At 36.8% G+C, this 25084-nt stretch carries 26 protein-coding genes; 1 reads left to right on the top strand and 25 read right to left on the bottom strand.

The features are described from left to right. Nucleotides 1–94: 94 nt before the first annotated feature. The 24 genes from B5D25_RS03410 to B5D25_RS03300 form a co-directional block, all read right to left on the bottom strand. Nucleotides 95–1066 carry a Fic family protein gene (locus B5D25_RS03410; protein WP_341443617.1) on the bottom strand — a complete coding sequence of 324 codons (972 nt, stop codon included), beginning with the start codon at nt 1064–1066 and terminating at the stop codon, nt 95–97. A 229-nt stretch (nt 1067–1295) separates the two neighbouring features. After that, nucleotides 1296–1484 carry a hypothetical protein gene (locus B5D25_RS03405; RefSeq protein WP_078786418.1) on the bottom strand — a complete coding sequence of 63 codons (189 nt, stop codon included), beginning with the start codon at nt 1482–1484 and terminating at the stop codon, nt 1296–1298. Nucleotides 1485–1790: 306 nt separating this feature from the next. After that, nucleotides 1791–1946, bottom strand: a complete 156-nt coding sequence (locus B5D25_RS12830; protein ID WP_159444067.1) for a hypothetical protein — start codon at nt 1944–1946, stop codon at nt 1791–1793. A gap of 91 nt (nt 1947–2037) precedes the next feature. After that, entirely contained in the window at nt 2038–2748 is a 711-nt protein-coding gene (locus tag B5D25_RS03400) for a hypothetical protein (RefSeq protein WP_078786416.1), read from the bottom strand. Next, nucleotides 2741–4576, bottom strand: a complete 1836-nt coding sequence (locus B5D25_RS03395) for an ATP-binding cassette domain-containing protein (protein WP_143000645.1) — start codon at nt 4574–4576, stop codon at nt 2741–2743. The genes B5D25_RS03400 and B5D25_RS03395 overlap by 8 nt, the downstream gene beginning before the upstream one ends. A 151-nt stretch (nt 4577–4727) precedes the next feature. Continuing rightward, nucleotides 4728–4985 carry a hypothetical protein gene (locus B5D25_RS03390; protein ID WP_143000644.1) on the bottom strand — a complete coding sequence of 86 codons (258 nt, stop codon included), beginning with the start codon at nt 4983–4985 and terminating at the stop codon, nt 4728–4730. Between the two features lie 221 nt (nt 4986–5206). Further along, nucleotides 5207–5593 carry a hypothetical protein gene (locus B5D25_RS03385; protein ID WP_078786411.1) on the bottom strand — a complete coding sequence of 129 codons (387 nt, stop codon included), beginning with the start codon at nt 5591–5593 and terminating at the stop codon, nt 5207–5209. 145 nt (nt 5594–5738) lie between these two features. Then, a complete protein-coding gene (locus B5D25_RS03380) occupies nt 5739–7166 on the bottom strand; it encodes an AAA family ATPase (RefSeq protein ID WP_078786409.1) in 1428 nt (475 codons plus the stop codon). A gap of 88 nt (nt 7167–7254) precedes the next feature. After that, complete coding sequence (locus B5D25_RS03375; RefSeq protein WP_078786407.1) at nt 7255–7647, bottom strand: hypothetical protein; 393 nt, start codon at nt 7645–7647, stop codon at nt 7255–7257. Further along, nucleotides 7625–8419, bottom strand: coding sequence for a hypothetical protein (locus B5D25_RS03370; protein WP_078786405.1), 795 nt, complete (start codon nt 8417–8419; stop codon nt 7625–7627). Before B5D25_RS03370 ends, B5D25_RS03375 begins: the two co-directional genes overlap by 23 nt. 317 nt (nt 8420–8736) lie before the next feature. Further along, nucleotides 8737–9288 (bottom strand): hypothetical protein, encoded by a 552-nt coding sequence (locus tag B5D25_RS03365; RefSeq protein ID WP_078786403.1) that lies wholly within the window; start codon nt 9286–9288, stop codon nt 8737–8739. A gap of 4 nt (nt 9289–9292) precedes the next feature. Then, entirely contained in the window at nt 9293–9688 is a 396-nt protein-coding gene (locus tag B5D25_RS03360) for a hypothetical protein (protein ID WP_078786401.1), read from the bottom strand. Continuing rightward, nucleotides 9688–10347 (bottom strand): DUF4417 domain-containing protein, encoded by a 660-nt coding sequence (locus B5D25_RS03355; RefSeq protein ID WP_078786399.1) that lies wholly within the window; start codon nt 10345–10347, stop codon nt 9688–9690. Before B5D25_RS03355 ends, B5D25_RS03360 begins: the two co-directional genes overlap by 1 nt. Nucleotides 10348–10701: 354 nt before the next feature. Continuing rightward, on the bottom strand, nt 10702–11226 hold the full coding sequence (locus B5D25_RS03350) for an ImmA/IrrE family metallo-endopeptidase (protein WP_078786397.1): 525 nt from the start codon (nt 11224–11226) through the stop codon (nt 10702–10704). Beyond that, the gene (locus tag B5D25_RS03345; RefSeq protein ID WP_078786395.1) at nt 11226–11594 is read right to left on the bottom strand and encodes a helix-turn-helix domain-containing protein; all 369 of its coding nucleotides are present in this window, start codon (nt 11592–11594) and stop codon (nt 11226–11228) included. The genes B5D25_RS03350 and B5D25_RS03345 overlap by 1 nt, the downstream gene beginning before the upstream one ends. Before the next feature lie 175 nt (nt 11595–11769). Beyond that, nucleotides 11770–13365: a glutamine-hydrolyzing GMP synthase gene (gene guaA, locus B5D25_RS03340; RefSeq protein ID WP_078786394.1), complete on the bottom strand. Its 1596-nt coding sequence runs from the start codon at nt 13363–13365 to the stop codon at nt 11770–11772. Between the two features lie 98 nt (nt 13366–13463). Further along, nucleotides 13464–14741 (bottom strand): S41 family peptidase, encoded by a 1278-nt coding sequence (locus tag B5D25_RS03335; RefSeq protein WP_078786392.1) that lies wholly within the window; start codon nt 14739–14741, stop codon nt 13464–13466. A 26-nt stretch (nt 14742–14767) separates the two neighbouring features. Further along, nucleotides 14768–16285, bottom strand: coding sequence for a murein hydrolase activator EnvC family protein (locus tag B5D25_RS03330; RefSeq protein ID WP_078786390.1), 1518 nt, complete (start codon nt 16283–16285; stop codon nt 14768–14770). A gap of 13 nt (nt 16286–16298) precedes the next feature. Further along, on the bottom strand, nt 16299–17198 hold the full coding sequence (gene ftsX, locus B5D25_RS03325) for a permease-like cell division protein FtsX (RefSeq protein WP_078786388.1): 900 nt from the start codon (nt 17196–17198) through the stop codon (nt 16299–16301). Beyond that, nucleotides 17188–17874, bottom strand: coding sequence for a cell division ATP-binding protein FtsE (gene ftsE / locus B5D25_RS03320; protein WP_078786387.1), 687 nt, complete (start codon nt 17872–17874; stop codon nt 17188–17190). Before ftsE ends, ftsX begins: the two co-directional genes overlap by 11 nt. Nucleotides 17875–18012: 138 nt before the next feature. Further along, entirely contained in the window at nt 18013–19104 is a 1092-nt protein-coding gene (locus tag B5D25_RS03315) for a PucR family transcriptional regulator (RefSeq protein WP_078786385.1), read from the bottom strand. Between the two features lie 182 nt (nt 19105–19286). Beyond that, complete coding sequence (locus tag B5D25_RS03310; protein ID WP_078786383.1) at nt 19287–20399, bottom strand: ABC transporter ATP-binding protein; 1113 nt, start codon at nt 20397–20399, stop codon at nt 19287–19289. 287 nt (nt 20400–20686) lie between these two features. Next, entirely contained in the window at nt 20687–21283 is a 597-nt protein-coding gene (locus B5D25_RS03305; protein ID WP_078786382.1) for a LytR C-terminal domain-containing protein, read from the bottom strand. A 29-nt stretch (nt 21284–21312) separates the two neighbouring features. Then, a complete protein-coding gene (locus B5D25_RS03300) occupies nt 21313–22050 on the bottom strand; it encodes an SDR family NAD(P)-dependent oxidoreductase (protein ID WP_078786380.1) in 738 nt (245 codons plus the stop codon). Between the two features lie 172 nt (nt 22051–22222). Here B5D25_RS03300 and B5D25_RS03295 point away from each other — a divergent pair, with 172 nt between their 5' ends. Further along, nucleotides 22223–23455 carry a PDDEXK family nuclease gene (locus tag B5D25_RS03295; RefSeq protein ID WP_078786378.1) on the top strand — a complete coding sequence of 411 codons (1233 nt, stop codon included), beginning with the start codon at nt 22223–22225 and terminating at the stop codon, nt 23453–23455. Nucleotides 23456–23521: 66 nt separating this feature from the next. Here the strand turns inward: B5D25_RS03295 and dnaB are convergent, their stop codons facing one another. Further along, nucleotides 23522–25075 carry a replicative DNA helicase gene (gene dnaB / locus B5D25_RS03290; RefSeq protein WP_423230080.1) on the bottom strand — a complete coding sequence of 518 codons (1554 nt, stop codon included), beginning with the start codon at nt 25073–25075 and terminating at the stop codon, nt 23522–23524. Nucleotides 25076–25084 lie beyond the last annotated feature (9 nt).

Here is a 25084-nt window from a genome sequence, read left to right as displayed (position 1 = left end):
TCCTTGCCATTATATAAAATTCCGGCAACTTTTGCTGTAATGTTTTTTTCCTATCCCCATTTTTTATCCTATTATCGTCGAATAAATAGGAAAATTAGAATGATTTGGCATAAAAAGTATTCTTCCCTGATCCATATTTTTTAATGTACCCTTCATCCATAAGTTTCTTTATTGCTACTTCTACTGATTTTTCACTTATACTTGGACATATATTAACAATTTCTCGTTTTGTAAACTTACCTATTTTTGTATCGACAGACGCTTTTACAATATCATAAGCTTTACTCTTGATGGTGATTACCTTTTTCTTCCCATCCGCCGTTTCAGATATAATGGTAGTATCACTTAAAATATTTACCCTACTCTCAAATTCCCGATAGCACGCAAGTATAACACCAAGCATATATTTTATAAAAACCGAAGGATCTTCATCTTCTTCATGCCATCCTGATGACGAAGCCTCCAATGCGTCATAATAAGCATCCTTCGTCTTTTCAATATGCTTCTCAATACTAATATACTTTCCGACATGATATCCTGATTTATATAAGAGCAAGAGCGTCATAAGCCTACTCATTCTCCCGTTACCATCATTAAAAGGATGGATACAAAGAAAATCATGTAGAAATACAGGTATAATCAGCAATGGGTCCACTGATGTATCTTCCATCATAAAATTATAATTCTCACAAATCGCATCAATGCAAGGCTCTGTTTCGTAGGGTGGAACGGGTGTAAACCGAATCACCTCAGACCCATCCTCCTTTGTTTCCTTAAGATAATTTTGGGTTATCTTATATCTACCACCATTTCCGGTTTCAGCATACTGCATCAAATCTCTGTGCAATTGAAGGATAATATTTCCATTGATAGGGATATATTCATAATTCTCATGAATCGTATTTAATACATCCCTGTATCCGGCTATTTCCCTCTCATCACGATTCTTGGGAGTTGTTTTTTCTTTTGCAATCTGACCGATTCTTGTTGCTGTAGTAATAATTCCCTCAATCCTATTTGAAGACTCAATAGATTGTACTTTGGCCACATCAACAAGTTTCTCCATTTCGACAGGTTTTTGGCGTAGAAACAGTTCCTGCTTCCCTTTATACTCATGAATCTGTGAAAGGTAATTCAGTATTTCATTATCCCAGCGGTATTCCTTATACTTTTTATAGTCAAATTCTCGCATATTCCCCTATCCCTTTCTATATTCCTAAATATTATCACAAATTAGGAGTATGTCAATATATAGGAGTAAGAATACATACCGTATTTTTTCTATATTTATCACCTCATCTTCTCTGTCCACGAACTCGCTCCGGCTGTTCCAACTCCCTCAAAACATCCTCAGTTTTCACATTTTTATTTTTCATTTCGAGATATTCCTTGAACTTGATTTCAAAAGAAAACAGTTCGTTCCACCCCGGATCACTTCTTGCCACAGTGTTATCAGGATTATATGAACGCAGTGCGCTGACCATATCTCCAAACGCCGCGATATCCTCAGCATTGATAGCTCTTATTTGACTTTTTGGATCTGTTGTCTTGGTTATTTTCTTAAGTAAATTCGTATATATTTACTATGTTTTTTTACGAGCCAAAAAAGTCGCAATTCCACTCTGTTCTGAGGATTGCGACTTTTTAATTATTTGACTGAATATATCCAATTAACGGCCTGTTTTTTACTGCCAACTTTATATTCATATTAGCTGCTTTTAAAATATTACCAAAAAGGAGCCGGCATTTTACGTTCCGGCTCCTTCCCCCTGCTTTTATCTATTTACAAATTAAGATAAAGCTTCTGTTGCTGCAGCTGATGAGGTTGATCCTATTGCTGAACCAAGCGCTCCACATGCACTTCCGAAACCTAATGCAGCTATGCAGAATATTCCGCATCCGGCAACTGTTCCACCTACACATAAAGATCCACAAACAACACCCATGTCTTTCTCCTCCTTTCTGTTTATGATGCAAAGATCAAAATCCTTTTTGACCTTTGTTCAATATAAAAAATATATTGATATTATATTAGTATTACTTACCCGCAAACCGTTCCTTAGGGATACTGTCAATCACCTTTTTAAAAAACAGCAAAATACCGCCGGTCAGAAAAGCATATAAAACCGTCCAAATTATCAGACTGCTTTTATCATTTTTAATATTATCCGAAAGTAACCGAAGACTTTTATAGCCTCCGAACAAAAAAACAAATATCGATACAGCCAGTATTATCCTGTATTTTGATACTATCAGCCAGTTTAAGAAGTGAAACAGCATACTGAATATAAGACCAAAGAAAAATGAAACGAGTATCCACATCACCATATTAAGTACATTAATATTTATTGAATGTTTAAGCATACTCTTTACAGCGATCAAAACCGATATAACACCAACAACTGATTCAAGAAACGAAACAATATTCGCAAAGATAAACTGTCCGATCCATATTTCTGATGGTTTTTTCACAGATACCAGAACCGGATTCAAAGTTCCTTCCTGTATATCCACATTCATGCTAAAGCTTAATATCGTATAATCGCAAAACAAAAGGTTAATAAAAACAAAGTTTGAACAGTATTGATCAATCAGGCTTCCACCAATCGGACTCAGTTTATCTGTTTTATAAATCATTAAAATAAAAGTTAATACAGCTGCCAGGAAAAAAAATACAGCTGGAACACATGACTGTTTTATAAATACTCTATATTCCTTCCAAATCGCAGCCTTCATTCTATCATTCATCTTCGTTCAGTCCTTTATAAATACTCGCTAAAGATCTGTAAATATAATTAAATTCTTTCACCCTGATATTTTTGTCATACAGAAGTTCTGTCATCTGTCCCGTTTTATCCTTATCATACCTGACCCATATCTCATCATTTCTCTGTTCATATATATTTCCGGAGGTTTTAACCAGATCGATTACCATTCGAATATTATCTCCCGGAACAATCCTCAGATACTCAATCTCTTTCTTAGCAATTTCATCTATCAAGCCCATCAACACTATCCTTCCATCTCTGATAAAAGCAATGCGGTTACATAGTGCCTCTATCTCGACCATGTCATGAGAAGTGTAAATAATACATCTTGCCTCCTGCTTAACCCATTCCTTCAGAAGCCTGATTATTATCAGCTGGGAATTAATATCCAGACCATCCAAGGGTTCATCCATGATAAGAATATCCGGATCAACAGCTAAAGCTCTGGCTATTACAAGCCTTCTCTTCATTCCTTTTGAAAACTTATTAACCTGTATATCCTTCTCATCAATCAAACCAACTATATCAAGATATTTATCAATGATTTCCTCCCTGTTAAGCCCAAACAGCCTTAAATGATATTCCATGTTTTCCCTTGCGGTAAGAAACGGATACAGACAGTTCTGTTCCATAATGAGTCCTATTCTTGATCCGGGCTTTTTATAAATCTCTCCCGAATCTATACTGATAAGATCTGTAACAGCCTTGATAGTTGTTGTTTTTCCTACGCCGTTAGGTCCGACAAAAGCAAAAATATCACCTGCATTTACCGTAAATGTGACTTTGTTCAACACCTTCTTATTCTTGTAGCTTTTTTCAACATCCTTCAGTTCAATTATTTTCGATATGCTTTTTCCACAGAAATAGAAGCCTCCCAATCCTAAAGCATCTGCATTATGAATTGCACAAATACAATCATCGCAAAGCCATTTTAAAGAGCATTCATCGCACCCCTTAATACCGTTTCTACTCTGACTCCACAGATTATCTATGTATCCGTCATAAAATATCTCTTCAATATTTCTTTGATTGACATTAAGGATTTCTTTACGCTCTGCCGGACATAATGATACTTTTCCGGACAAGGAAACTGCCACTTTTTTATATGTACACCTGTTACCTTTCCTGTCCACAAAGGTCTCATCAACATCCAGTTTCTTTCGTTCCTCGTATTTCAAAGCAGTGTGCAGTGGTCTGATAAAATCGATTACTTCAACCTCTTCCGGCTCATCATCCGGTATATCTAAAAGTTCTTTCATTTTGCATAAATCCTTATGCTCGCCCACCAGTACAGCTTTTACGTTTATTTCATCCTCCTTTAATACTTTTACCATTGAATCAAACAAACTTGCATCTTTTTCATCAGTCAAAACAGCCTTTATATCTATTCTGTTTTTCTTTATATACTCTCTGATTTTTTCCGAAAGATTAATATTTACCATATGCATAGTAATAGGAAGCTCTGCCTGCTTTTCTCTGATTCTCTTAACAACAGCAGTTACATAACCCCAATTCATCAAAGGATCTCCGCCCAGTATGGTCACTTTTTTCGCCGGAATATCCATCAACCTTTCGATACTTTTTAATAGAATATCTTCTGATGTTTTTTTATTATTCTTTTCCCATTTTACGCAGGATTTGCAACCGCCCTCAACCTTATCCATACTGCAGAAAGAACAACTGTGCCCGCACTGATCCGATGCTTCTATAAAAATATTTTCAAAGTATGGTGGTGAGTCGAACATACCCTTTATTTCAAAGATATTATGAAGTCCCCCTAATCCAAATAACTTTTTGTAATATTTCACCAATTACATTCAACATATTCAATGTATCTGTGTCAGATTGCACAATCAAGAAATATGTTACGAAGCAGGGTATATTTGTTACGAAACTCAACCACGAAAAAAACCCTTCGCAGAGACTGATCATATCTCTGCGAAGGGATAAAAAATGAAACTATATTATTTTAATTTCCAAGCTTCGCTGCCCACTCAAGTGCATCATCGATATGCGGTCTGAAGTTTCATAGACACGAACATGTTTAGGAATCTGTTTAAGCTCAGGTCCGTCAGGATCCTCATCAGGATCATAATACTTCCAGCTTGAGACAAAAGGAATATATGCATGCTCTGTTCTTGACGCGCAAAGCGCATCAAGAACCGTCGCCGTAGGCGCCGTATACCACGAAAAAGGGATACGCGGATATGAATGCAAGCATTCATCCGTGTATCCCTTTTTCGTGGTGCATGGCTTGTTACAGAAGCTCTTTAATACCATCAATATTTAGTATTTCATGAGATTCATAAACCACTTATATGGTATATAAAATCCATATATTCCATGCTATATTTTGCTTTTTCTGACTTTTTAGTGACATTTTATAGACATCAGTTCACAATAAACTTCCCATATTCATTATGCAACCACTGTCTAAATCACATTTCAACATGGTGACCATCAATCTTCACTGAATCAAAATCAATATCATCCAGAGAAAAATCAATAGTCCAATTCTTTTCTTGCATATAATCTAAGAATTCCTGAGGCAATTCCAAATGATAATTCTTAACATAATATGCTAAATCTCCTGGCCATATCCATTTTCCATCTGTATAAACTGTAGGTGTCCCTGCCGTTCCTTTACTGCTATCAATTACATCATCAACTAAACCCGGGCTAATTATCAGAGCTTTACCATCATTTAAATATCTGACAATCTTATCAGTACTGCCTTTTGTTTTGTTGACGAAGTCCAAAATTGATAATTTAGAATCTCCTCCATGAGGCATTTCTTTATAAAATCCTACGCTTGTTAATTCCATACTCTTCACCTCTTCTTGATATGCCTCTGATCATTCAGTATTCATTTTTTAGAACTGTTAAGAAGAATATACGGTATAATAACGTTTTATTTAGCTAATCAGTGTCAAAAATCGCTTTCAGCGCTGAATAAACGCACATATAGTATTATTTAAACAAATCATCTAATGTAATAACATTCGAAAACACACCACTATGCTTATTCTCTTTTAATCCAAAAGTAGTAATAAGTGTATTATGAATAGCAGTTTTGGGAGATATAAGTTTTGTTAGTGCTTCCTGTTTCTTTAACACATCCTTATAACAGCTTAGATCTACTTCGAAATCGTCCCCAGAGAATTTGATTTCACACATATTAATCACATTATCATCACGATCTATAAGCATATCTATCTGTGAACCAGATTCACCTTTCTCACGATAAGACCACGCTGACTCTGATGAAAGCACGCCGCCAATCTCCAACGCTGATTTTATTTGTTTAATATGAGAAAAGCATACCCTTTCAAACGCAAACCCACGCCACACAACAACATTCTGCGCAGATAGACTACGACTCCAGAAGTTTTCTTTTTTTCCACCTATAACACTTTTAAAATTCGAACAAAACAGACAAAAAGGATCAACAAGCTTATAATACTCTGTCCTTCTGCTCAAGCCAAATGGATAATATTTAACAATATAGTCACTTGCTATTAGAGCTTCAAGATTGGTAGTAAGAGTTCCCCCATCAGATACATTTATGCCCTTACATATCTCTGCACGAGTATATCCGGAATTCTTAGTTGAAAGAAAATTAACTATTTTTTTCATAGTTTCCGGATTGCTAAACGCTGAAATGAATAATCTATCATACTCATTCCTTAAAACCGCCTCTTTAGAGAACATTATTTGGTCTACCATTTGCGAAAGGCTTTTTCCCTTTTCAAAATAACCCAAATAATATGGAATACCACCGAATATCATATAACTTTGTGTAATATCATATCTTGTAAGATTGACACCGATGCTTTCAAAGAACTCCTCACATTCATTAAGCGTAAATGGAGATAGTTTAATCTCATATGTTACTCTGTTATATAATCCACCATGATTATTTATCAGGTTATCAAGTATCCATGAACTTGCACTACCGGTAACAATAACCATAATGTTTTTGCGATGGCACGCCCAGTTATTCCAAAACGATTCAAACGCTGTAAGAAAGCCAGACCTTTGTGTATCTAACCATGGTAATTCATCCAAAAAAACTACCTGTCTACTTCCGTCATCTCGTTCCTTTAAGAACTGTTCAAGCATAAAAAAAGCATCAAGCCAATCACCAGGCATTTTACTCTTTTTCATCCCTTGATCCAATAAGGAATTATAGAAATTCTTTAACTGAGCCTTTAATAATCCGGTCTTTATTTCTACTGGCGACAGCCCGGCATGTCTAAAGGTAATCCTCCCTTCAAATGTCTCATCTATGAGATAAGTTTTTCCGACACGACGTCGACCGTATATAGCAACTAATTCTGACTTTTTACTGTTATATAGCCTATTTAATTGTTCAATTTCTTTTTTTCTTCCTATCATAAGAACGATAATAAACCTCTTTTATTCAGCGGTCAAGCAGTTTTTTACATCATTTCCGCTGAATAAACGTGTATTTTGAATCAACGAATCAAAAAAAACAAAATAATTCAGTAATAACAGACCAGATTCTATTCCAAAATGATAACTGATTTAACAACTCCGCAATAATAAGAACCCCAATATAAAAATAGAATCTCACCGCCTTATGTTCAGACCGTTTCAGTTCCTTTCTCAAACCAGCCATTTCATTATCAGCATATATCCGAACATGTCCGGCCTCTTCCATTGCTTGTAGAGCCCTTCTCGAGGCATCATCCGCATCATTCTTATATCTATATACCAGTTCCTCGTTATACAGTTTCTTTTGTTCAATCTCTGATACCAGTGACCAGTTGATCTTCTCCCGGAAATCAGCATTTTGAGCTTCAAGTTCCGAGCAGTACTCTCTTAACCGGTTATCATAGTCCAAGATCCCATCCATCTCTGCCTGCGTCTTCATACCATTCTGATTTCTCAGATCGTCGTTCTCTTCCACGCGCTTTTGATTCTGTATCTCGATCTGATACTTCTGCTGCTTTTCTGCTGCTAATTCTGCGGTCATTTCGGCTAGCGTTGACTGCATCAATTGTATTTCCGAAAGAGAGCTCTGAACATTCTCCTCGAGTTCTTGCTTTAGCATTAATATTTGCGAGGAATGCATCGAATCTAGCTCTTTCATCTCTTGCAACAGAGCTTCTTTTTCCTGAAGTTCTTTCCGGAGCCGCTGTATTTCTTTGTCCATATCCATCATTGAGAATAACGGACTGGAGTGTGCTGAAGAGCAGTTCGGTGACGAAGGTGATGAGCTTTTCGGCGTCTCGGATGATAATATCTTCTGTTGTTCTGTGTCCGGTGTAGTAGCCGTTAATCGCTCTCTCAAGTTCATATAGCAAGTCCTCCAATCCAACATTTATACAAAACGTCCCGGCAAGGTTAATATCGCTAAAAAGTACTCCCTTTATGCTACGAAATATAATATGAGTCCTGCTTACATTCCATGAAACATCCCATCCTCTGTATCGCATCCTCTCGAAGAATTCATCTGAATTATTACATTCAGGAATGGTCTCTACTATCGCTTGGGCACAATCAATCATATAGCTATTTCTTTCGGTATTTGTAAGCACCTTATATTTTTTTTTACTCCAGGCAGTGATCTCGCCGGGCTCCATCTCGGATCCGTCAAAATGTTTTCCCTTAGCGGCTACATTCAATCCTCGATCTTTACAAAGATTATTTGTAAATATCTTCTGATGCTTAAGATCATTCTTTCCTATATCCTACGGCACTCTCCATTAATGGTTATATGTTCAGATATAGACAAATTAAATGAGTTTATTAATACACCGAACAAAAACGACTTTGATATTGACATGTTCGAGAAAACTTTCTATGCTCAGCTACGAACCTATGATCTGGATTTAACTAAAGAACCATATAAGCATAGCCCATTATGATAATCTAATATAACAACCAAGGGAGCCTGATCAATTCAGACTCCCCTTTTTGTTTCTGTAATATTCAATTATAATTACAAAACTATTTCTGTCCTTTCGCATTCAGCAACTAGGCCTTCTTCCCAATCGCTATCAATAAATCTACTTACCGGACTGAATTCTTTGATCAACTCATAACCTTTCCTTACAATAATATCTTCTGAAAACCATACAGCTTTCTCGAATGAGACTTGATGATTTCCGAAGTCAAATATAATTCCACGTGTAAGCCAGACATCATATAACATTTCGTTATTCTCATACAACCTCTGATTTTCATTAACTATGATAATCTTTTTGACTGTTTCATTTACTGGTGCATCAATGAAGGACTTTTTTGAAATCAAAGGATATTCTGTATCTTCTACAGACCATACAGCAACATCTTCCTCAGTCCCATAATAGTCATAAGGTTCTGTAAAGCTGTACAAATATAAATTCTCCGTATCTGTCTGAATCTTTACAGCTTGTGAAGATGTATTTGTAAAAACGAAAGGATCGTGATAAAACGCCACAAGTTTTGTCCCTACTAGTTGCTTTAATTTGTAAATCTCATTTTCCTTTAACTTTATATCTATATTCTTCATAGTTTTACCTCTCACTGACAAAATGTATTTTTTGAGTTACTAAGTCTCCGTGATCGTTGCTAAATTGGACATCAATATCAACCGCCGGTGATTTATCTGCCGAAGATGATACTATCCTCCAATTTATTATGGTTCCATCCTCCATAGTTGTCTGATAACCCTTAATACTCCCGTCCTTATACAATAATTCTGTCTCAATTCCGCCGTGCGCAAGATTATCATAGAATTCTTGAGCAGTTTTAGCTGGGTCATCAGAAACTATATTTCTTATAGACTTATTTTTGCTTTGTCCTGGCTCACCAAACAGACCATTATGATATTTATATTCCTTGCGCATAGAGTCAAGATTTTCAGTTATACTATGATAATGGTCTGCACCACCTTTATAACAAGTACCCATCACGCACCTTCTTTCCTATGAGTGCGTTCAAATTCACTTGCATATCTATAAAACTTGACTTGGTCGATGAATTCTCCAAAGATTTCATCAGGCATATAACCATGCACCAAAACAGCACTTGGGTTAATATTATCTAACATAGCTTCTACTCCTACTTTGAACATTCTCTTCTGTTCTTTAGTAGAAATACATCCATGTGTACTGACCGATACAATAGACCCCTGATGAACGCCTAAAAAGCAATAATCAAAGCTTGATTCATCACTCCATCTAATATTTGGAATCACAGGTATTCCATTCTTCTGAAAATAAAAGCCAACCGCCCTGTTCATGAAAGTGTTAGCCTGCTGCAAGCACGGTGATTGACCAATCATCATAGTGCAATCTGGTGTTATAACACCATCATATAATTTCAATACATCTAAGTATCGAGTTGTAGCTGTTAAGACACGTGAAAACTCCTTATCATGCTGATAAAAATGAACGTATTTTCTTTTATCATTACATACATTCACTTTTCCAAAAGGAATCATATCTTTCGGTATTTGAACATTATCAAGTTTCATCAACATCGGAATTCCGGCATCACCAACAATCGTTGCACCTTCGGTAAGGTAAGCTTGGAATCCATCATCAAAAATAGTTTTTCTTATTCTCATAATAAATCTCCTTTATAGGTATAATTGAATAACACATGATTATTCCTTCTTTCTTTTACAACAAGACTTTAACATCCTGAGGTAATCTCCGGAGACTGACTATGAGTATGCTATTACGTATAGAAGTATCCGGAGACAGTTAACAGTTTTATCATTCAATACTTATTTCCATTCCGAACAAAAAATAAGCTATGTCAAAATAAATATAAGTATTGACATTTATCTCCAAATACCTTTAAAATAATAAATGCTATTACGAATAGAAGTATTCGGAGATAAGCACCGAACTGATTGCTCCAACAATCATTTCAGTGCTTATTCTTTTTTATTATTAACAATCAAATTAACCACCTCCTAGTATTTCTGTCTATATTTAGCCTGCGCTGACGAAACACCATATTTTGCCATAATTTCATATGGAATCATCCCTTTTGTCTCTTCATATGGCATCATTACTTCGCCACAGACCGCTTTAGCTTGCCATTCAACACTTTCATATGCCTTGAGTTCATTATCATTAAAGCTTCTATCCATAACAGGGGTATACCCAATACTAAACAAGAAAACATGACACAATTCATGAGTTATATGATCTCTATATGCTCCGGTATAATATCTATATGCGCCGTCATATACCGATTCCTTTATTTGAATAGTAAAACCTCCTGCAGCATTCTGAAAACACCTTGCCGGATTATTAATATCCAATTTGTCATCATCAACCACTTCATAGTTTGAATTTTCAAACTTGTCTGGTATTTTTTCTAAAACATCAAGAATAGGAAACGCTCCGCCCGGATCTACCTCAAAAATTTTACGAAGTATTCCCGCTAGCATTCTGGCAGTTTTTCTACTCATTTTTTTAGTTTTGTAGTCCATTATTCTATGTCACCCCCTGAATTAAGCATTTCTATGATTTTTCTGGCTGTCTCTTCATCAATCCCGTCAAATGATCTTTGAAATTGTAAAGCCATCTCTCTTTTAACATTATTAGTATTCACCAAACTAATCTTCATCTGAGTTTTTGAATCATCTATAGCATCTCGTAATTCCGCCTGTTCCTCCGCTGAAAGATTATAATGTCCCACAATTTTGTCAAACCAGTCTTCCGGGACATTACGCTTACCATTTTCAACCGCGGATACAAATGGCACTTTAACACCAAAAAGTCTCGCAGTATCACCCATAACTTCATGAAATCTAATTCTTAATATCCTCATAAATTCACCATATTTAGTATATGCCATATTATCCTCACCTCCTATTTTGTATATTACACATTGTTAATCATAATGTCAATAAAAATATTAACCATTTTATGATTAACTTGTGTCTTTTTATTTTTTAATTAATTATTGTTGACATTTTAGCGACGAAAAAATCGGGAAGCCTTATAAAATAAGACTTCCCGATACATTTTAATTATAGAAGCTCAATAGTTCCAGGTGGTTTACTTGTTAAATCCCACATTACTCTATTAACACCCTTAACTTCATTGATGATTCTATTCATACATCTCTGTAACACTTCAAAAGGTATCTCTGTACAATCTGCTGTCATAAAGTCTGATGTACAAACTGCACGAAGAACTACAGCGTAATCATAAGTTCTAAAATCACCCATTACTCCAACTGATCGCATATTTGATAATGCTGCAAAATACTGATTTGGAGCAATTTTTATTCTCTTATCCTTTACAGCTGCATCAACTTCTTCTCTGAAGATAGCATCTGCATCCTGAACTATTCTTACTTTTTCAGCCGTAATGTCGCCAACTATACGAACACCAAGTCCCGGTCCTGGGAATGGCTGACGGAATACAAGATATTCCGGAATTCCAAGCTCGAGTCCAGCCTGTCTTACTTCGTCTTTAAAAAGCATTCTGAGAGGTTCAACAATCTCTTTGAAATCAACATAATCCGGAAGGCCTCCAACATTATGATGAGATTTGATAACAGCAGATTTACCAAGTCCTGATTCGATAACATCAGGATAGATTGTTCCCTGTGCAAGGAAATCAACTGCACCGATCTTCTTTGCTTCTTCCTCAAATACACGGATAAATTCTTCACCAATTATCTTTCTCTTTCTTTCAGGATCTTCCTCTCCTTCAAGTTTCTTATAGAATCTATCCTTAGCATTAACTCTTATGAAATTTAACTCATAGTTGCCATTTGGTCCGAAGATTGCTTCAACTTCGTCTCCTTCATCTTTCCTGAGAAGCCCATGATCTACGAATACACATGTAAGCTGTTTTCCAACAGCCTTTGAAAGGAGTACTGCTGCAACTGAAGAATCCACACCTCCTGATAATGCACAAAGAACTCTTCCTTTTCCAATCTTCTCTCTGAGTGCTTCAATTGTTGTTTCAACAAATGAAGACATCTGCCAATCGCCTTTACATTTACAAACATTATATACAAAGTTACGGAGAATATCCTGTCCCTGTTCTGAATGCATAACTTCAGGATGAAACTGAACAGCATAAATGCTTTTCTCTTCATTTTCCATAGCTGCAACCGGGCAATCTTTTGTATGAGCTGTAACCTTAAATCCTTCAGGAAGTTCTGCAATATAATCAGTATGACTCATCCAAGAATTAATAACCGGCTTGATATTTTCGAAAATCAGAGATGTACTGATACTTACCTGACCGATCACTCCGCTTTCCTCATCGATCGCATCTATAAATGTCTCTGTCTTTCCGTACTCACTAACAGGAGCAGTTGCAACTTTACCACCGGCAAGATATGCAACAAGCTGTGCACCGTAACAAATTCCAAGTATTGGAATTCCGGCTGAGAGGAGTTCTTTTGTATATGATGGTGATTCCGGGTCATATACACTATTAGGGCCACCTGTTAAGATGATTCCCTTTGGGTTCATCTCCTTAATCTTATCAAGCGAAAGTGTATATGGATGAACTTCCGCATATACATTGCACTCTCTGACTCTTCTGGCAATAAGCTGGTTATACTGCCCGCCGAAATCTAAGACAATTATTTTTTCCTTATCCATGAATTATTCTCCGTTTCAAAGCAATTTATAAATATTGCTTAAGCATATACTACCAAGCAAATAATTTCAATCACAAAATCATTCTTTCTTCAAATGAATTATTCATCAGTAAGCGGTTTTCCGCCAAGCTGCTTAACTGCTTCCTGAAGCTGTGTATCATCTTTGTGAGGTATTGTTATCTTCTTCTTAAGTTCATCTGAAAGTTCAACCTCAACGTCCGGCTTAATACCAACCTTGTGAATCTCTGTTCCTGATGGAGTATAATACTTAGCTATAGTAAGTTTAACAGCTGATCCATCTTTAAGAGGAAATACAGACTGAACAATACCTTTACCAAATGTTGTCTTACCAACAACAGTAGCTTTACCGTAATCTCTCATGCAGCTTGTAAATACTTCTGAAGCACTTGCACTGTTTTCATTTACGATAACTACAATAGGAGCCTCAATCGAATGATTATCTGTACATCCGAGCTTCTGGATCATCTTATCGTTCTTATCTTTTGTATAAAGAAGATCTCCGGCGCTCTCTCCGCCAGGTGCTGTTGCCTTATCATCAATAATATAATCACACATTGAGATAACCGCAGTTAAAAGTCCTCCGGGATTATTTCTAAGATCAATGATATATGATTTTGCACCCTGTGATCCAAGATCATCTAATGCCTTTTTGAATAAGTCAGGTGTATTATCAATAAACTGATCAACCTGTACATAACCGATATTTCCATCGAGCATTTCATATGAAACTGTTGTATTCTCAACCAAAGCTCTTGTGATCTTTAATACAACTTCACCTTCAACGCCATCACGCTTTACAGTAACTGTAACTTCTGTATTCTCTTCACCTCTGATCATCTTTGTAACTTCTTCAAGTTCCATATCAGCTGTGATATCTGTATCATCAACCTTGAGAATTACATCTCCCGGAAGCATTCCTGCCTTCTCTGCAGGACCACCCTTAAGCGGTTTAACAATATAGATTTCATTTGTATCAACTTTCTTTGAAACAGTTGATCCTATACCAACATATGTTCCCTTATCATCTTCAATAAGTTTTTCATACTCTTCTTTTGTATAATAAACCGAATATGGATCATCGAGACCTGCCATGATTCCGTCAAAATAGGATTCTTCCTGCTTCTCTGCATCCTTCTCAAAATAATAATGGAAATTAATAAGATTCTCTATCTCCTGAGTTTTATCAATTGTTGATTTTGCTTTAGGATTAAATATTCCATCTACATCATTTGCCGGTTTATAATTTGATGACTTATGATCACTGACTGCTTCCTTATTGCCACATCCTGAAAGCATCATTGAACATGAAAGTGCTACTAATGCTGTTGCAGCAACTTTGTGATATCTGCGTTTCATTTTCTAACTCCTTAACATCCAAAAAATTAATTATAAAAACTAAGTGGATCTACGTATTCGCCATTTATCATTACACCATAGTGTAAATGTGGTCCGGTAGAAACACCCGTATTACCTGAATAAGCAATAACCTGGCTTTTCTCAACCTTCTCGCCTTCTTTTACACAATATGCTGATAAATGATGATAAACAGTACTTAAACCATTACCATGGTCCACAATAACTGTTATTCCGCCGGAACCGTAATATCCTGTATATACTACAACTCCTCCCCATGCAGATATAACATCACTACCCGAATCACAAGCAATATCTATACCTCTGTGATATGAACTTGCTCCTGCTGTAGGCGCATCTCTATATCCAAAGTAAGATGTAAGATAAGTACTTGATGGCATCGGCCATTCCAAACCATTTGCTTCATCAAGGAATGGAATAAAATATTTTTTATCTATTTGAACATAACCACCATCATGTGAAGAAAGATTCATTGTCGCAATCTGTGCGTCAAATTTTCTTTCCATTGCTTCAAGCATTGAAACTTCGCCTTCTACAGGATCGATAGTTTCCTCATAGTTCTTACACTGAGTCTTCTTTGCCTCAACAATAAGCTCTATTGCTTCCTTCTCTTCCTTATATTCCTCTTCTATACTTCCAAGAGATTCAAGGACTGCAGACTGAAGAGTTTTCTTATTTGCAAATTTGGTTCTTTCATCAATATATACATTAAGCAGAGCCTGGTCGTATTCTCTGATCTGATCCATGTATTCTGTTCTGTTTAGAATATCCATGAAATCAGCAGAAAGAAGAAATGCGTCTACATATGAAGCAGAATTTCCTTCGTAAGCACTCTGAATATGTTGCTTCATTACCTCAGTACGTTCTTTTTCTTTCTGTTCGCTTATTTCAAGCTCCTTCTCAGTTTCAGCTATGCTTTCCTCAAGAGCTTTTTTAGCTGTATTAAGTTCTCGATAGTTATTTTCAAGCTTTATCAGAAGTTCATCCATCTCTCTGACCTGATCTTCAAAACTCTTCTGGTTACTTTTAAGATCTGCAAGAAGTGCTTTTGCCTCCTGAAGTTCTTTGCTGTATGCAGATTTATTGCCTCTGAGACGTCTGATTTCATCCATATCAACTGTACGCTTCGTAACTATTCTCTTTGGTGCCGATATGAATACACCTTTAGCCGTAAGGTTTCCCTTTGTAAGATCATCACTTTTATTTTCTGTAGTTTCTTCTTTCTTCTGATCTTTCTGGGTATTTTTCTCCTTATCATTATCCTTTACAGCTTCTGTAGTATTAGCCTCAGAAGTCTGTTCTGTTTTTTCATTTGTTTTTCCCTCTGTTTTTTCTTCTGTTTTTTCAGTACTTTTTTCCTCTGTAGTCTTGTCTTTTTTTGTGGCATCTGTCGGAGTTGCTTCCCTATAAACAGTATCGCCACTAACGGTATTACCGGCAGCGGCGTTACTGATGTTTGAACCTGAAACAATTATAACAAAAGCCATCGTGACAGAGGTTATCATTCTATACATTTTCCTCTTCACTTTAAATCCCTCCTTATATTTTGAGGTGCTTCTTAGTAGTAAATATACTTCCCAGTAAACCTATACCAACACCAATAAGAAGTGTTGCAGGTACCAGAACTTTAAATAAATCATGTAATGATACAAACTCGAAAAGTTTCTTTATAAGAGTAAGTCGTCCAACTACATATTTTAAGACTGTATCATATGCATAGTATATAAGTACAAGTGGAATTACCGAACCAACAAGTCCGATGATAACACCTTCAACTATAAACGGAGCTCTTACGAAGAAGTTAGTTGCTCCGATAAGTTTCATAATTTTTATCTCTTCCTTACGAACAGTAATACCGATTGTAATAGTGTTACTTATAAGGAATATCGATACAAGTAAAAGAATCAGGATAATACCGATTGAGGCATATCCAACGAATAAGTTAATAGATGAAATAGTATCCGCTGTACCCTGCGAACTCTTAACTTTCCTTACACCGTTAAGTCCTTCAAGGAAACGAACAAATTCAGCCTGTTTACTTACATCCTTCAATGTGATTGAGAATGAAGCAGATTTGGCAAGAGGATTATCATCTCCAAAAGCTGCTCTCGCTTCTTCAGGATTATCGTAAGTATCATTTGAATACTTAATCCATGCTTCCTCAGCTGAAATATAATCAAATGTATCAACTTCAGATCTTGTTCTTATCTGAGACTGAAGCAATTCAATATTTGCATCTTCATCGAAGAAAACTGATATCGAAATAGAATTCTCCAAACTCTTCATAGCTGATTTAAAGTTAACTACTACAGCATAAAAAAGTCCGAATAAGAATAAACATGAAACAATAGTACCAATCGATGCCAAAGAGAAGAGAAGGTTTCTTCTGATATTTTTGACACCCTGTCTAAAACTATACCATAACGAACTAATCCTCATCTATATATCCACCCTTCTCTACGTCGCTGACAACAACGCCTTTTTTAAGAGTTATAACTCTCTTTTTCATAGCATTAACGATTTCCTTGTTATGAGTAACAACTACAACCGTTGTTCCTTTTGCATTGATATCTTCAAGAAGATTCATAATGTCCCAGGAATTCTTTGGATCAAGGTTTCCTGTAGGCTCATCCGCAAGAATGATATCAGGCTTATTAACAAGTGCTCTGGCGATAGCAACTCTCTGCTGCTCACCACCCGAAAGCTGTCTCGGATATGCTTTATATCTATTTGCAAGTCCTACAATAGTAAGCATAGCAGGAACCTGCTTTCTGATATATCTTGAAGGGGTTTCTATAACACGCTGCGCAAACGCAACGTTTTCATATACTGTTCTATCATTCAGAAGACGGAAATTCTGGAATACAACTCCAATTTTTCTTCTGACTTTTGGTATCTGTCTGTTCTTAATCTTATTATAGTTATAACCGGCAACCTGTATTCTCCCCTTAGTAGGATTAAGCTCTTTTGTAAGCAGCTTAATGAATGTGGTCTTACCAGAACCACTCGAACCAACTACAAAAACAAATTCGCCCTTTTCAATCTTGATGTTAACGTCTTTAAGCGCAACCATATCGGCCGAATATTTCATAGTTACATTTTCCATTGTAATCATGATGTTTCAGTTCCTTCCAAAATTATTATATCTTTCGTTCTGCAACCACATCAGTTTGCAGACTTTATCTGCCCCAATAAAGACACAATTTTCCCTACACATTTTTCCATAATTAATCCCAATAAACATATGTCTATCTTAGAAATCGAGGCTCTCCATATATTTCATGTATTTGACTACCATGAGCGCAATCTTAAATGTAATCGCATCTTCAAATACTCTAAGATCAAGATTTGTAGACTTCTGAATCTTATCAAGTCTATATACAAGAGTATTCCTGTGAATATATAACTGTCTTGATGTCTCAGAAACATTAAGACTGTTCTCGAAGAATTTATTGATAGTAGTTAAAGTCTCATCATCAAATTCGTCCGGAGATTTTGCATCGAAAATCTCTTTAATGAACATTCTGCAAAGAGGAATTGGAAGCTGATAAATAAGTCGTCCGATTCCAAGGCTGTCATAAGCAATGATATTCTTATCGCTGTAGAAAATCTTCCCTACATCAAGAGCCATCTTTGCTTCCTTGTATGAACGTGATACTTCCTTGATTTCATTGACAATAGTACCGTATGCAACATGTACTTTGATCATTGCCTCTGAGCTGAGCATATCAACTATCACTTTTGCAATCTTTGTCATATCTTCAAGTGACTCAGTTGCTTTTACTTCCTTTACAAGAATGATATTCTTTTCATCTACAGCCGTAATGAAGTCCTTTGCCTTGCTGGCGAAAAGATTTCTAACTGTTTCAAGGGCATTATTATCCTTGTCCGTTTTAGTCTCAATAATGAAAACTATTCTTCTGACATCTGTATCAATATGAAGTTTCTTAGCTTTATTGTAGATGTCAACAAGAAGAAGGTTATCAAGAAGAAGATTCTTGATGAAATTATCCTTATCGAATCTTTCTTTGTATGCTACAAGAAGGCTCTGAATCTGAAATACAGCCATTCTTCCGACCATATAAGTACTGTCATCATCACCTTTAGCCATTATTATATATTCCAATTGTTTATCATCGTTTACTTTGAAGAAATGATATCCAAGAAGTGACTGGCTTTCTGCCGGTGATTCGGCAAATGCTACAACTGCATCTTCATATCCCTCGAAGCTACCTTCGATGGTCTTTGCAAGCATCCTTCCTTCTGTATCCATAATAACAAGATCTGTCTTAGTAATGTTCCTAATCCCCTCAAGAGTATCCTGAAGAATCTGATTTGAAATCATATTACACCTCTCTTTTTTCTGAACTCCATCCTATCCATTACATCAAAATAAAAAGTTTTTTGCAAAATGTTACCTTTCCAAAAACTCACCCAATTTATTTTAACAGAAATTCAACACAAAAAAAAGGGAAAATGCATTTTTTGTACATTTTCCCTTAAAATTTCATTATTTATTAATGATTATTAGTTAGCAATGATTGTTTCTGATTCCTTATCGAAGATATGGATCTTAGAAAGATCAAATGCGAACTGAACTGTATCACCAGGTCTAGCTGTTGTACGAGCATTAACTCTTGCTGTGATATCGAACTGATCGATTGTGAAGTACAGATATACTTCAGCACCGAGCATTTCATAGATATTGATTCTAGCGTCGATAACTGACTCAGGTGATGACTCTATGAAGAGCTGTTCATCATGTATGTCTTCTGGACGAATACCAAGAACAACATCCTTATCAATGAAATCGCCAGCGATAAGCTTCTGAGCTTTTACATCTGGAACCTTGATAGAGTGTGAACCGAACATAAGAAGTACGTCCTGTCCTGACTTAACTACCTTACAATCGATGAAGTTCATAGGTGGCATACCCATGAAACCTGCAACGAAGAGGTTCTGTGGATGATCGTAAAGGTTCTGAGGTGTATCTACCTGCTGGATGATACCATCCTTCATAACTACGATTCTTGTACCAAGTGTCATAGCTTCTGTCTGGTCATGTGTAACGTAAATGATTGTTGTCTGAAGTCTCTGATGAAGTTTAGAGATCTCTACACGCATCTGTACACGAAGCTTTGCGTCAAGGTTTGAGAGAGGCTCGTCCATAAGGAATACCTTTGGCTCACGAACGATAGCTCGTCCCATGGCAACTCTCTGTCTCTGACCACCTGATAAAGCCTTTGGCTTTCTGTCAAGAAGGTGCTCGATTTCAAGAATCTTAGCAGCTTCATGAACTGACTTATCAATCTTTTCCTTTGGTACCTTTCTGAGTTTAAGACCAAATGCCATGTTATCGTAAACTGACATATGAGGATACAGAGCGTAGTTCTGGAAAACCATCGCAATATCTCTATCCTTTGGCTCAACATCGTTAACAAGCTTGTCGCCGATCCAAAGCTCACCACTACTAATGTCTTCAAGACCTGCGATCATACGAAGTGTAGTAGACTTACCACATCCTGATGGTCCTACGAAGATTATAAACTCCTTGTCCTGAATATCAAGATTGAAATCCTTAACAGCGTTGAATCCGTTTGGATAAATCTTGTAAATATTCTTTAATGATAAACTAGCCATTTTTTAATCCTCCTACTATTATAGCTATGTTTCTTGCTTACTAACTATGGAAAATAATACAACTTTTCTATATTTTAAGCCATATTAGTTTTGCATAAAAACAAAAAAAATCTTTTGTTTAGATTGCATAACCCCCGGTGGTTTATATGAATTATTACCAAAAAAATCTTTTGAAAAAGCGGTATTCGACCTGTTTTTTGTGAATTCTTTACCACTTCTTAAGATTTATCGGCTACTGCCAATCTTTTTTTTTACATTTTGCCCATTTTCCAAGCTTTATTTGGTCATTATTGCCCCGAATCCGAAGCTCCAATTATTATGATAATCTTAACATCAGTAAGGTCTGCATCTGTCTCTTCACTGGTCATAGTCCCTACTGAAATTGATGCATTAGGGAAATACTCCTGAATATCCTCTCCAAGCCCTTCTTCAGCCACAAGTATCTTTGTCGTATCGTACTTATTATATGAATTTGCGGCAGAAACATCAGTAAAACCTGCATCCTCAAGTTTGGCTGTCCATCTACCCGCAAGTCCTTCAACTTCTGTAGCATTAAGCACAACTATCTTCATATTGGCAGAAGAAACCTTTTCCTTCTTACCTTCTTCCGTATTGTCACCATTTTCATCAGTTGTCGTATCTTCATCCTTCTGCTTATTGGAAATAAGATTATCATCACCTTTTTCCTCTGTAAGGATTGATTTTTCAACAGCAGCCTTTGTTCCCTTCTTTTTCTTAAGGTCATTTCCTCTTATAATTTCCTTAACAAGATATGCACTGAGTCCAACTATCACAAGTGCAAGTATTATAACTATTCCTCTGAAAAAAAATGTAAAGAAAAGTCCTGCTGCACTGCCATTTTTCTGTTTCTTATCGTCTTCCATTACTCAATCTCTCCATTCATATTTATTATCTATATCCATCCACCGTCACATTTTAACACTTCACCTGTAAGATAATCCGGCATTTCCAGCATTTTTATAACTGTATCCGCCGCCTCCTCCGGAGTTGCCATCCTACCGATAGCGATGCTCTCTGCCAGTTCATTTTTCTCCTCATCACTGAGGTGACCGTTCATTCTGGTATCAACCGCACCGAAAGCTATAGCATTTACCGCTATGCCGGACAAAGCCATTTCCTTAGCCAGCGCCTTTGTAAATGCATTAACCGCACCTTTAGTCGCCGAATAAGCCACTTCGCACGAAGCTCCGACAAGTCCCCAAACAGAGGAAATATTGATGATCCTGCCTCTTTTTTCTTTCACCATATAAGGTAATACTTCATGGCAAGTATTATAAACAGAATCAAGATTGACTGCCACAGTCTGTCTCCACTCATCAGGATTCATATCCATCAGAAGTCCGACATAAGATATGGCCGCCGAATTAATAAGCGCATCGACTCCACCGGCCACAGAAACCGTCTTTTTAATAAGCGCCTTTGCTGTAATATTCTGACTGATATCGCCAAAAACCGTAATAACTTTTATCTTATCCGAAATCTCTTCGATAAGATGAGCGACATCCGCCAAGGCCTTTTCATCATGGCCTGAATTAATGGAAATATATTCATATTTACCGCTCTTTGCAAGTTGAAGAGCTACACTTCTGCCAATGCCTGATGAGGCACCGGTTATTATAACTGAACTCATATGATCTCCATTTTTGATTATTACTATCCCGGAACTACTGAATAATCCCGTGAACAGCGTATATATTTTACTATAAGAGATAAAAAAATGATAGTTAAATATAATGAAAAGTTTTTAAGAATGAGTTATACTATCATTAAGAGGGACCAATAATTCACGAAGGGGTGATACTATGTCAGGGACATTCGTTGAATTCTTCTCAGAAGAAGCACTTGAAAATGTTATGGTCATTTTAAAATACAAGCCCGACAGGGTTGTTTATGTTGGCCATAAATCCAATATGATCACAAAAAAGATCAACAGTCTTCGTGCCTTCGTCGCACGCACTTCTCCGAATACAGAACTAAAATTTGTTGAAGTTTCAAGAGATAATCTTGACCAGATAATCGACACTTTAATGGAGCTTGTTGAAAAATATAAAGATGCCAAATTCGAACTTACCGGTGGTGGGGAGCTTATACTTATCGCCTTTGGCTTCGTTAGCTCCAAAATCCCTGTCGAAACTCTGCGTATCGATCCATACACAGGAACGGAGATTGATTTCAGTGGATCTACACCTACACGAAGCGCAAGCCATATACAGATGTCGGTAGCCGACAATATGGTACTTCACGGCGGTTCACTTACCAATCTTACCGGAAGTTATTCTACATGGAAATTTACCGATGACTTCAGAAATGACATCAGAGCCATTTGGGAAATCGCCAAATCGATTAAATCCAAGTGGAATAAATGCACCGCAAATATCGAAGAAGTAGTTAAAAATTTCCCTCCTGACGAAACAGGTCTTTATACTCTTCCTCGTTCCGGTCTCGGTGAAGCTACAGAACTGCTTTTTAAACTTAAAAATATTGGCGTTGTAAAAGACCTTTATATAGCGAAAAGAACGGTATCATTTTATTTTAAAAATGAAATGATACGTCATGTTGTTACAAAAACCGGTAATATTCTTGAGCTTCATGTTTATGATGTCGCCACAAGCAATAATTCCAAATTCACGGATGCGGTTATCGGCGCCATGATTGACTGGAACGGCGACAACGATAAGAAACCTTTTGAAGAGCAGCAACAGCAGTATGATAATTCAACCAATATAGATACAATAAATGAAATAGATGTCATCTTAATGAGAGATACCATACCTACATTCATTTCATGTAAGAGTGGAAAAGTCGGCAGTGTTGCTCTTCACGAGCTGCAGACAGTCACAAGTCGTTTCGGTGGCAAATACGCTCTCAAGGTTCTCGTCATGGCTACGCCTTGCGACAACTCATCCAGCGGAGTCAGCTTCTTCAAACAGCGAGCCAAAGATATGCACATCTGGGTAATCGATGACGTATATTCCATGAGTGACGAAGCCCTTCGCCAGAAGCTCCTGAAAATCCAGGGAATATCGATAAATTAAATATAGAAAATATGAAATATCGAAAAAAACCTCAACGTTACTGTTGAGGTTTTTTTACCGGAATATTTATCTTGCACAGTTGGCAAATCTTGTATATTTACCCTGCCAAACAAGATCTATAGATCCCGTGGAACCATTTCTTTGTTTTGCGACGATTATCTCCGCAATACCCGGTTTCTCGGTCTCCTTATTGTAGTATTCATCTCTATATATGAACATTACAACGTCGGCATCCTGCTCGATAGCTCCGGATTCTCGAAGATCCGCAAGAACCGGCTTATGATCCGGTCTCGAGTCAACCGCACGGTTAAGCTGTGAAAGAGCTATAACAGGAACATTTAATTCTCTTGCAAGACCTTTAAGAGATCTTGATACTTCTGAAATAAACTGCTGTCTTGATTCAACAGCCCTGCTGGGACTCATCAACTGTAAGTAGTCGACAATTATAAGTCCTATATCATTTTTCTGTTTAAACTTACGACATTTCGAACGCATTTCAGCTATAGTAATAGAAGAATTATCATCAACAAATATCGGTGAATCACCAACTATACCGGCGCTTTCTGCCATTTTGCTCCAGTCCTCATCCATAAGATTACCTGTCTTAAGAGCCTGGGCATCGATGAAAGCATCCTGCGCAAGTACTCTGTCTCCAAGTTCTTTCTTACCCATTTCGAGCGAGAAGAACAATACCGGGATATTCTGCTTAACTGCCACATTATGCGCTATATTTAACACGAAAGCTGTCTTACCCATAGAAGGTCTGGCAGCAACAAGTATCAATTCACCACCGTGAAGACCTGTAAGTTTTTCGTCAAGGTCGATAAATCCTGTAGAAAGGCCGTTTATACGACCCTTATTCTTTGAGGCTTTATCAACACTTTCTATAACTTCAAGAATGATATCATTCATTCCCGCAAAATCACTGTAACCGTTTCTTGACTGAGAAAGCTTGAATACATCCTGCTCTGCACGTTCAAGAATATTATCTACCGTATCCTGTGCGGCATAACAATCCTTTGCTATCTCATCAGTTATCTTTATAAGTCTTCTTAATACAGCCTTATCTCTGACTATCTCTCCATACCCTTTAGCATTGATAGTTGTCGGAACGGAATTTACAAGATCACCTATAAATGAAACATTATTGATCTCTTCAGGAATATTCTTCTTGGTGAGCTGATCCATCAATGTAACGATATCGATCATTCTTTTTGATGAATATAGTTCACATATCGCTTCAAATATAACTCCGTATGCAGCATTGTAGAAATCATCGGGAAGAAGCATATCCGCAAGGTCTGCAACAGTTTCTTTATCCATTATCATGGAACCTACTACAGCTTTTTCGGCATTATTGTCATGAGGCATTATTCTTCTTACTGCCCCGGGAACCTTCTTCTGTCTCTCCACGGCCGCATTTCCTGCATCACGCGAAGTATTATTTGATGCTAAATTTGCTTCAAAAGAAATGCTTTTAAGACTGCTGTCATCCGCTATATTTGTCCCGGTAAAATTATCTGAAGGAACAGGCTCTGCCGCATTAAAAACGGCATTTACATCTATATATTCATTTATGTCTTCTGTTTCTTGAGGAAACATATCCTGATCATCAAACATCTTAATCTA

Origin of the sequence: Eubacterium ruminantium (genome assembly GCF_900167085.1) — a bacterium.
In the GTDB taxonomy this organism is placed as follows: Bacteria; Bacillota; Clostridia; order Lachnospirales; family Lachnospiraceae; genus Eubacterium_Q; species Eubacterium_Q ruminantium.
The sequence above is the reverse complement of the archived record's forward strand: the minus strand, read 5'-3'. Positions and strand labels throughout refer to the sequence as shown.

Coding starts and splice junctions, on each gene's coding strand:
- B5D25_RS03310 (WP_078786383.1), bottom strand. CDS start 20,399: ATGGCTAGTTTATCATTAAAGAATATTTACAAGATTTATCCAAACGGA.
- B5D25_RS03355 (WP_078786399.1), bottom strand. CDS start 10,347: ATGAGAATAAGAAAAACTATTTTTGATGATGGATTCCAAGCTTACCTT.
- B5D25_RS03400 (WP_078786416.1), bottom strand. CDS start 2,748: ATGAATGATAGAATGAAGGCTGCGATTTGGAAGGAATATAGAGTATTT.
- B5D25_RS03375 (WP_078786407.1), bottom strand. CDS start 7,647: ATGGATGGGATCTTGGACTATGATAACCGGTTAAGAGAGTACTGCTCG.
- B5D25_RS03305 (WP_078786382.1), bottom strand. CDS start 21,283: ATGGAAGACGATAAGAAACAGAAAAATGGCAGTGCAGCAGGACTTTTC.
- ftsE (WP_078786387.1), bottom strand. CDS start 17,874: ATGATTACAATGGAAAATGTAACTATGAAATATTCGGCCGATATGGTT.
- guaA (WP_078786394.1), bottom strand. CDS start 13,365: ATGGATAAGGAAAAAATAATTGTCTTAGATTTCGGCGGGCAGTATAAC.
- B5D25_RS03350 (WP_078786397.1), bottom strand. CDS start 11,226: ATGGACTACAAAACTAAAAAAATGAGTAGAAAAACTGCCAGAATGCTA.
- B5D25_RS03380 (WP_078786409.1), bottom strand. CDS start 7,166: ATGATAGGAAGAAAAAAAGAAATTGAACAATTAAATAGGCTATATAAC.
- B5D25_RS03405 (WP_078786418.1), bottom strand. CDS start 1,484: ATGGTCAGCGCACTGCGTTCATATAATCCTGATAACACTGTGGCAAGA.
- B5D25_RS03315 (WP_078786385.1), bottom strand. CDS start 19,104: ATGATTTCAAATCAGATTCTTCAGGATACTCTTGAGGGGATTAGGAAC.
- B5D25_RS03335 (WP_078786392.1), bottom strand. CDS start 14,741: ATGAAACGCAGATATCACAAAGTTGCTGCAACAGCATTAGTAGCACTT.
- B5D25_RS03360 (WP_078786401.1), bottom strand. CDS start 9,688: ATGGGTACTTGTTATAAAGGTGGTGCAGACCATTATCATAGTATAACT.
- B5D25_RS03410 (WP_341443617.1), bottom strand. CDS start 1,066: ATGGAGAAACTTGTTGATGTGGCCAAAGTACAATCTATTGAGTCTTCA.
- B5D25_RS03295 (WP_078786378.1), top strand. CDS start 22,223: ATGTCAGGGACATTCGTTGAATTCTTCTCAGAAGAAGCACTTGAAAAT.
- B5D25_RS03385 (WP_078786411.1), bottom strand. CDS start 5,593: ATGGAATTAACAAGCGTAGGATTTTATAAAGAAATGCCTCATGGAGGA.
- B5D25_RS12830 (WP_159444067.1), bottom strand. CDS start 1,946: ATGGGTGTTGTTTGTGGATCTTTATGTGTAGGTGGAACAGTTGCCGGA.
- B5D25_RS03300 (WP_078786380.1), bottom strand. CDS start 22,050: ATGAGTTCAGTTATAATAACCGGTGCCTCATCAGGCATTGGCAGAAGT.
- B5D25_RS03365 (WP_078786403.1), bottom strand. CDS start 9,288: ATGAAGAATATAGATATAAAGTTAAAGGAAAATGAGATTTACAAATTA.
- B5D25_RS03345 (WP_078786395.1), bottom strand. CDS start 11,594: ATGGCATATACTAAATATGGTGAATTTATGAGGATATTAAGAATTAGA.
- dnaB (WP_423230080.1), bottom strand. CDS start 25,075: ATGTTTGATGATCAGGATATGTTTCCTCAAGAAACAGAAGACATAAAT.
- ftsX (WP_078786388.1), bottom strand. CDS start 17,198: ATGAGGATTAGTTCGTTATGGTATAGTTTTAGACAGGGTGTCAAAAAT.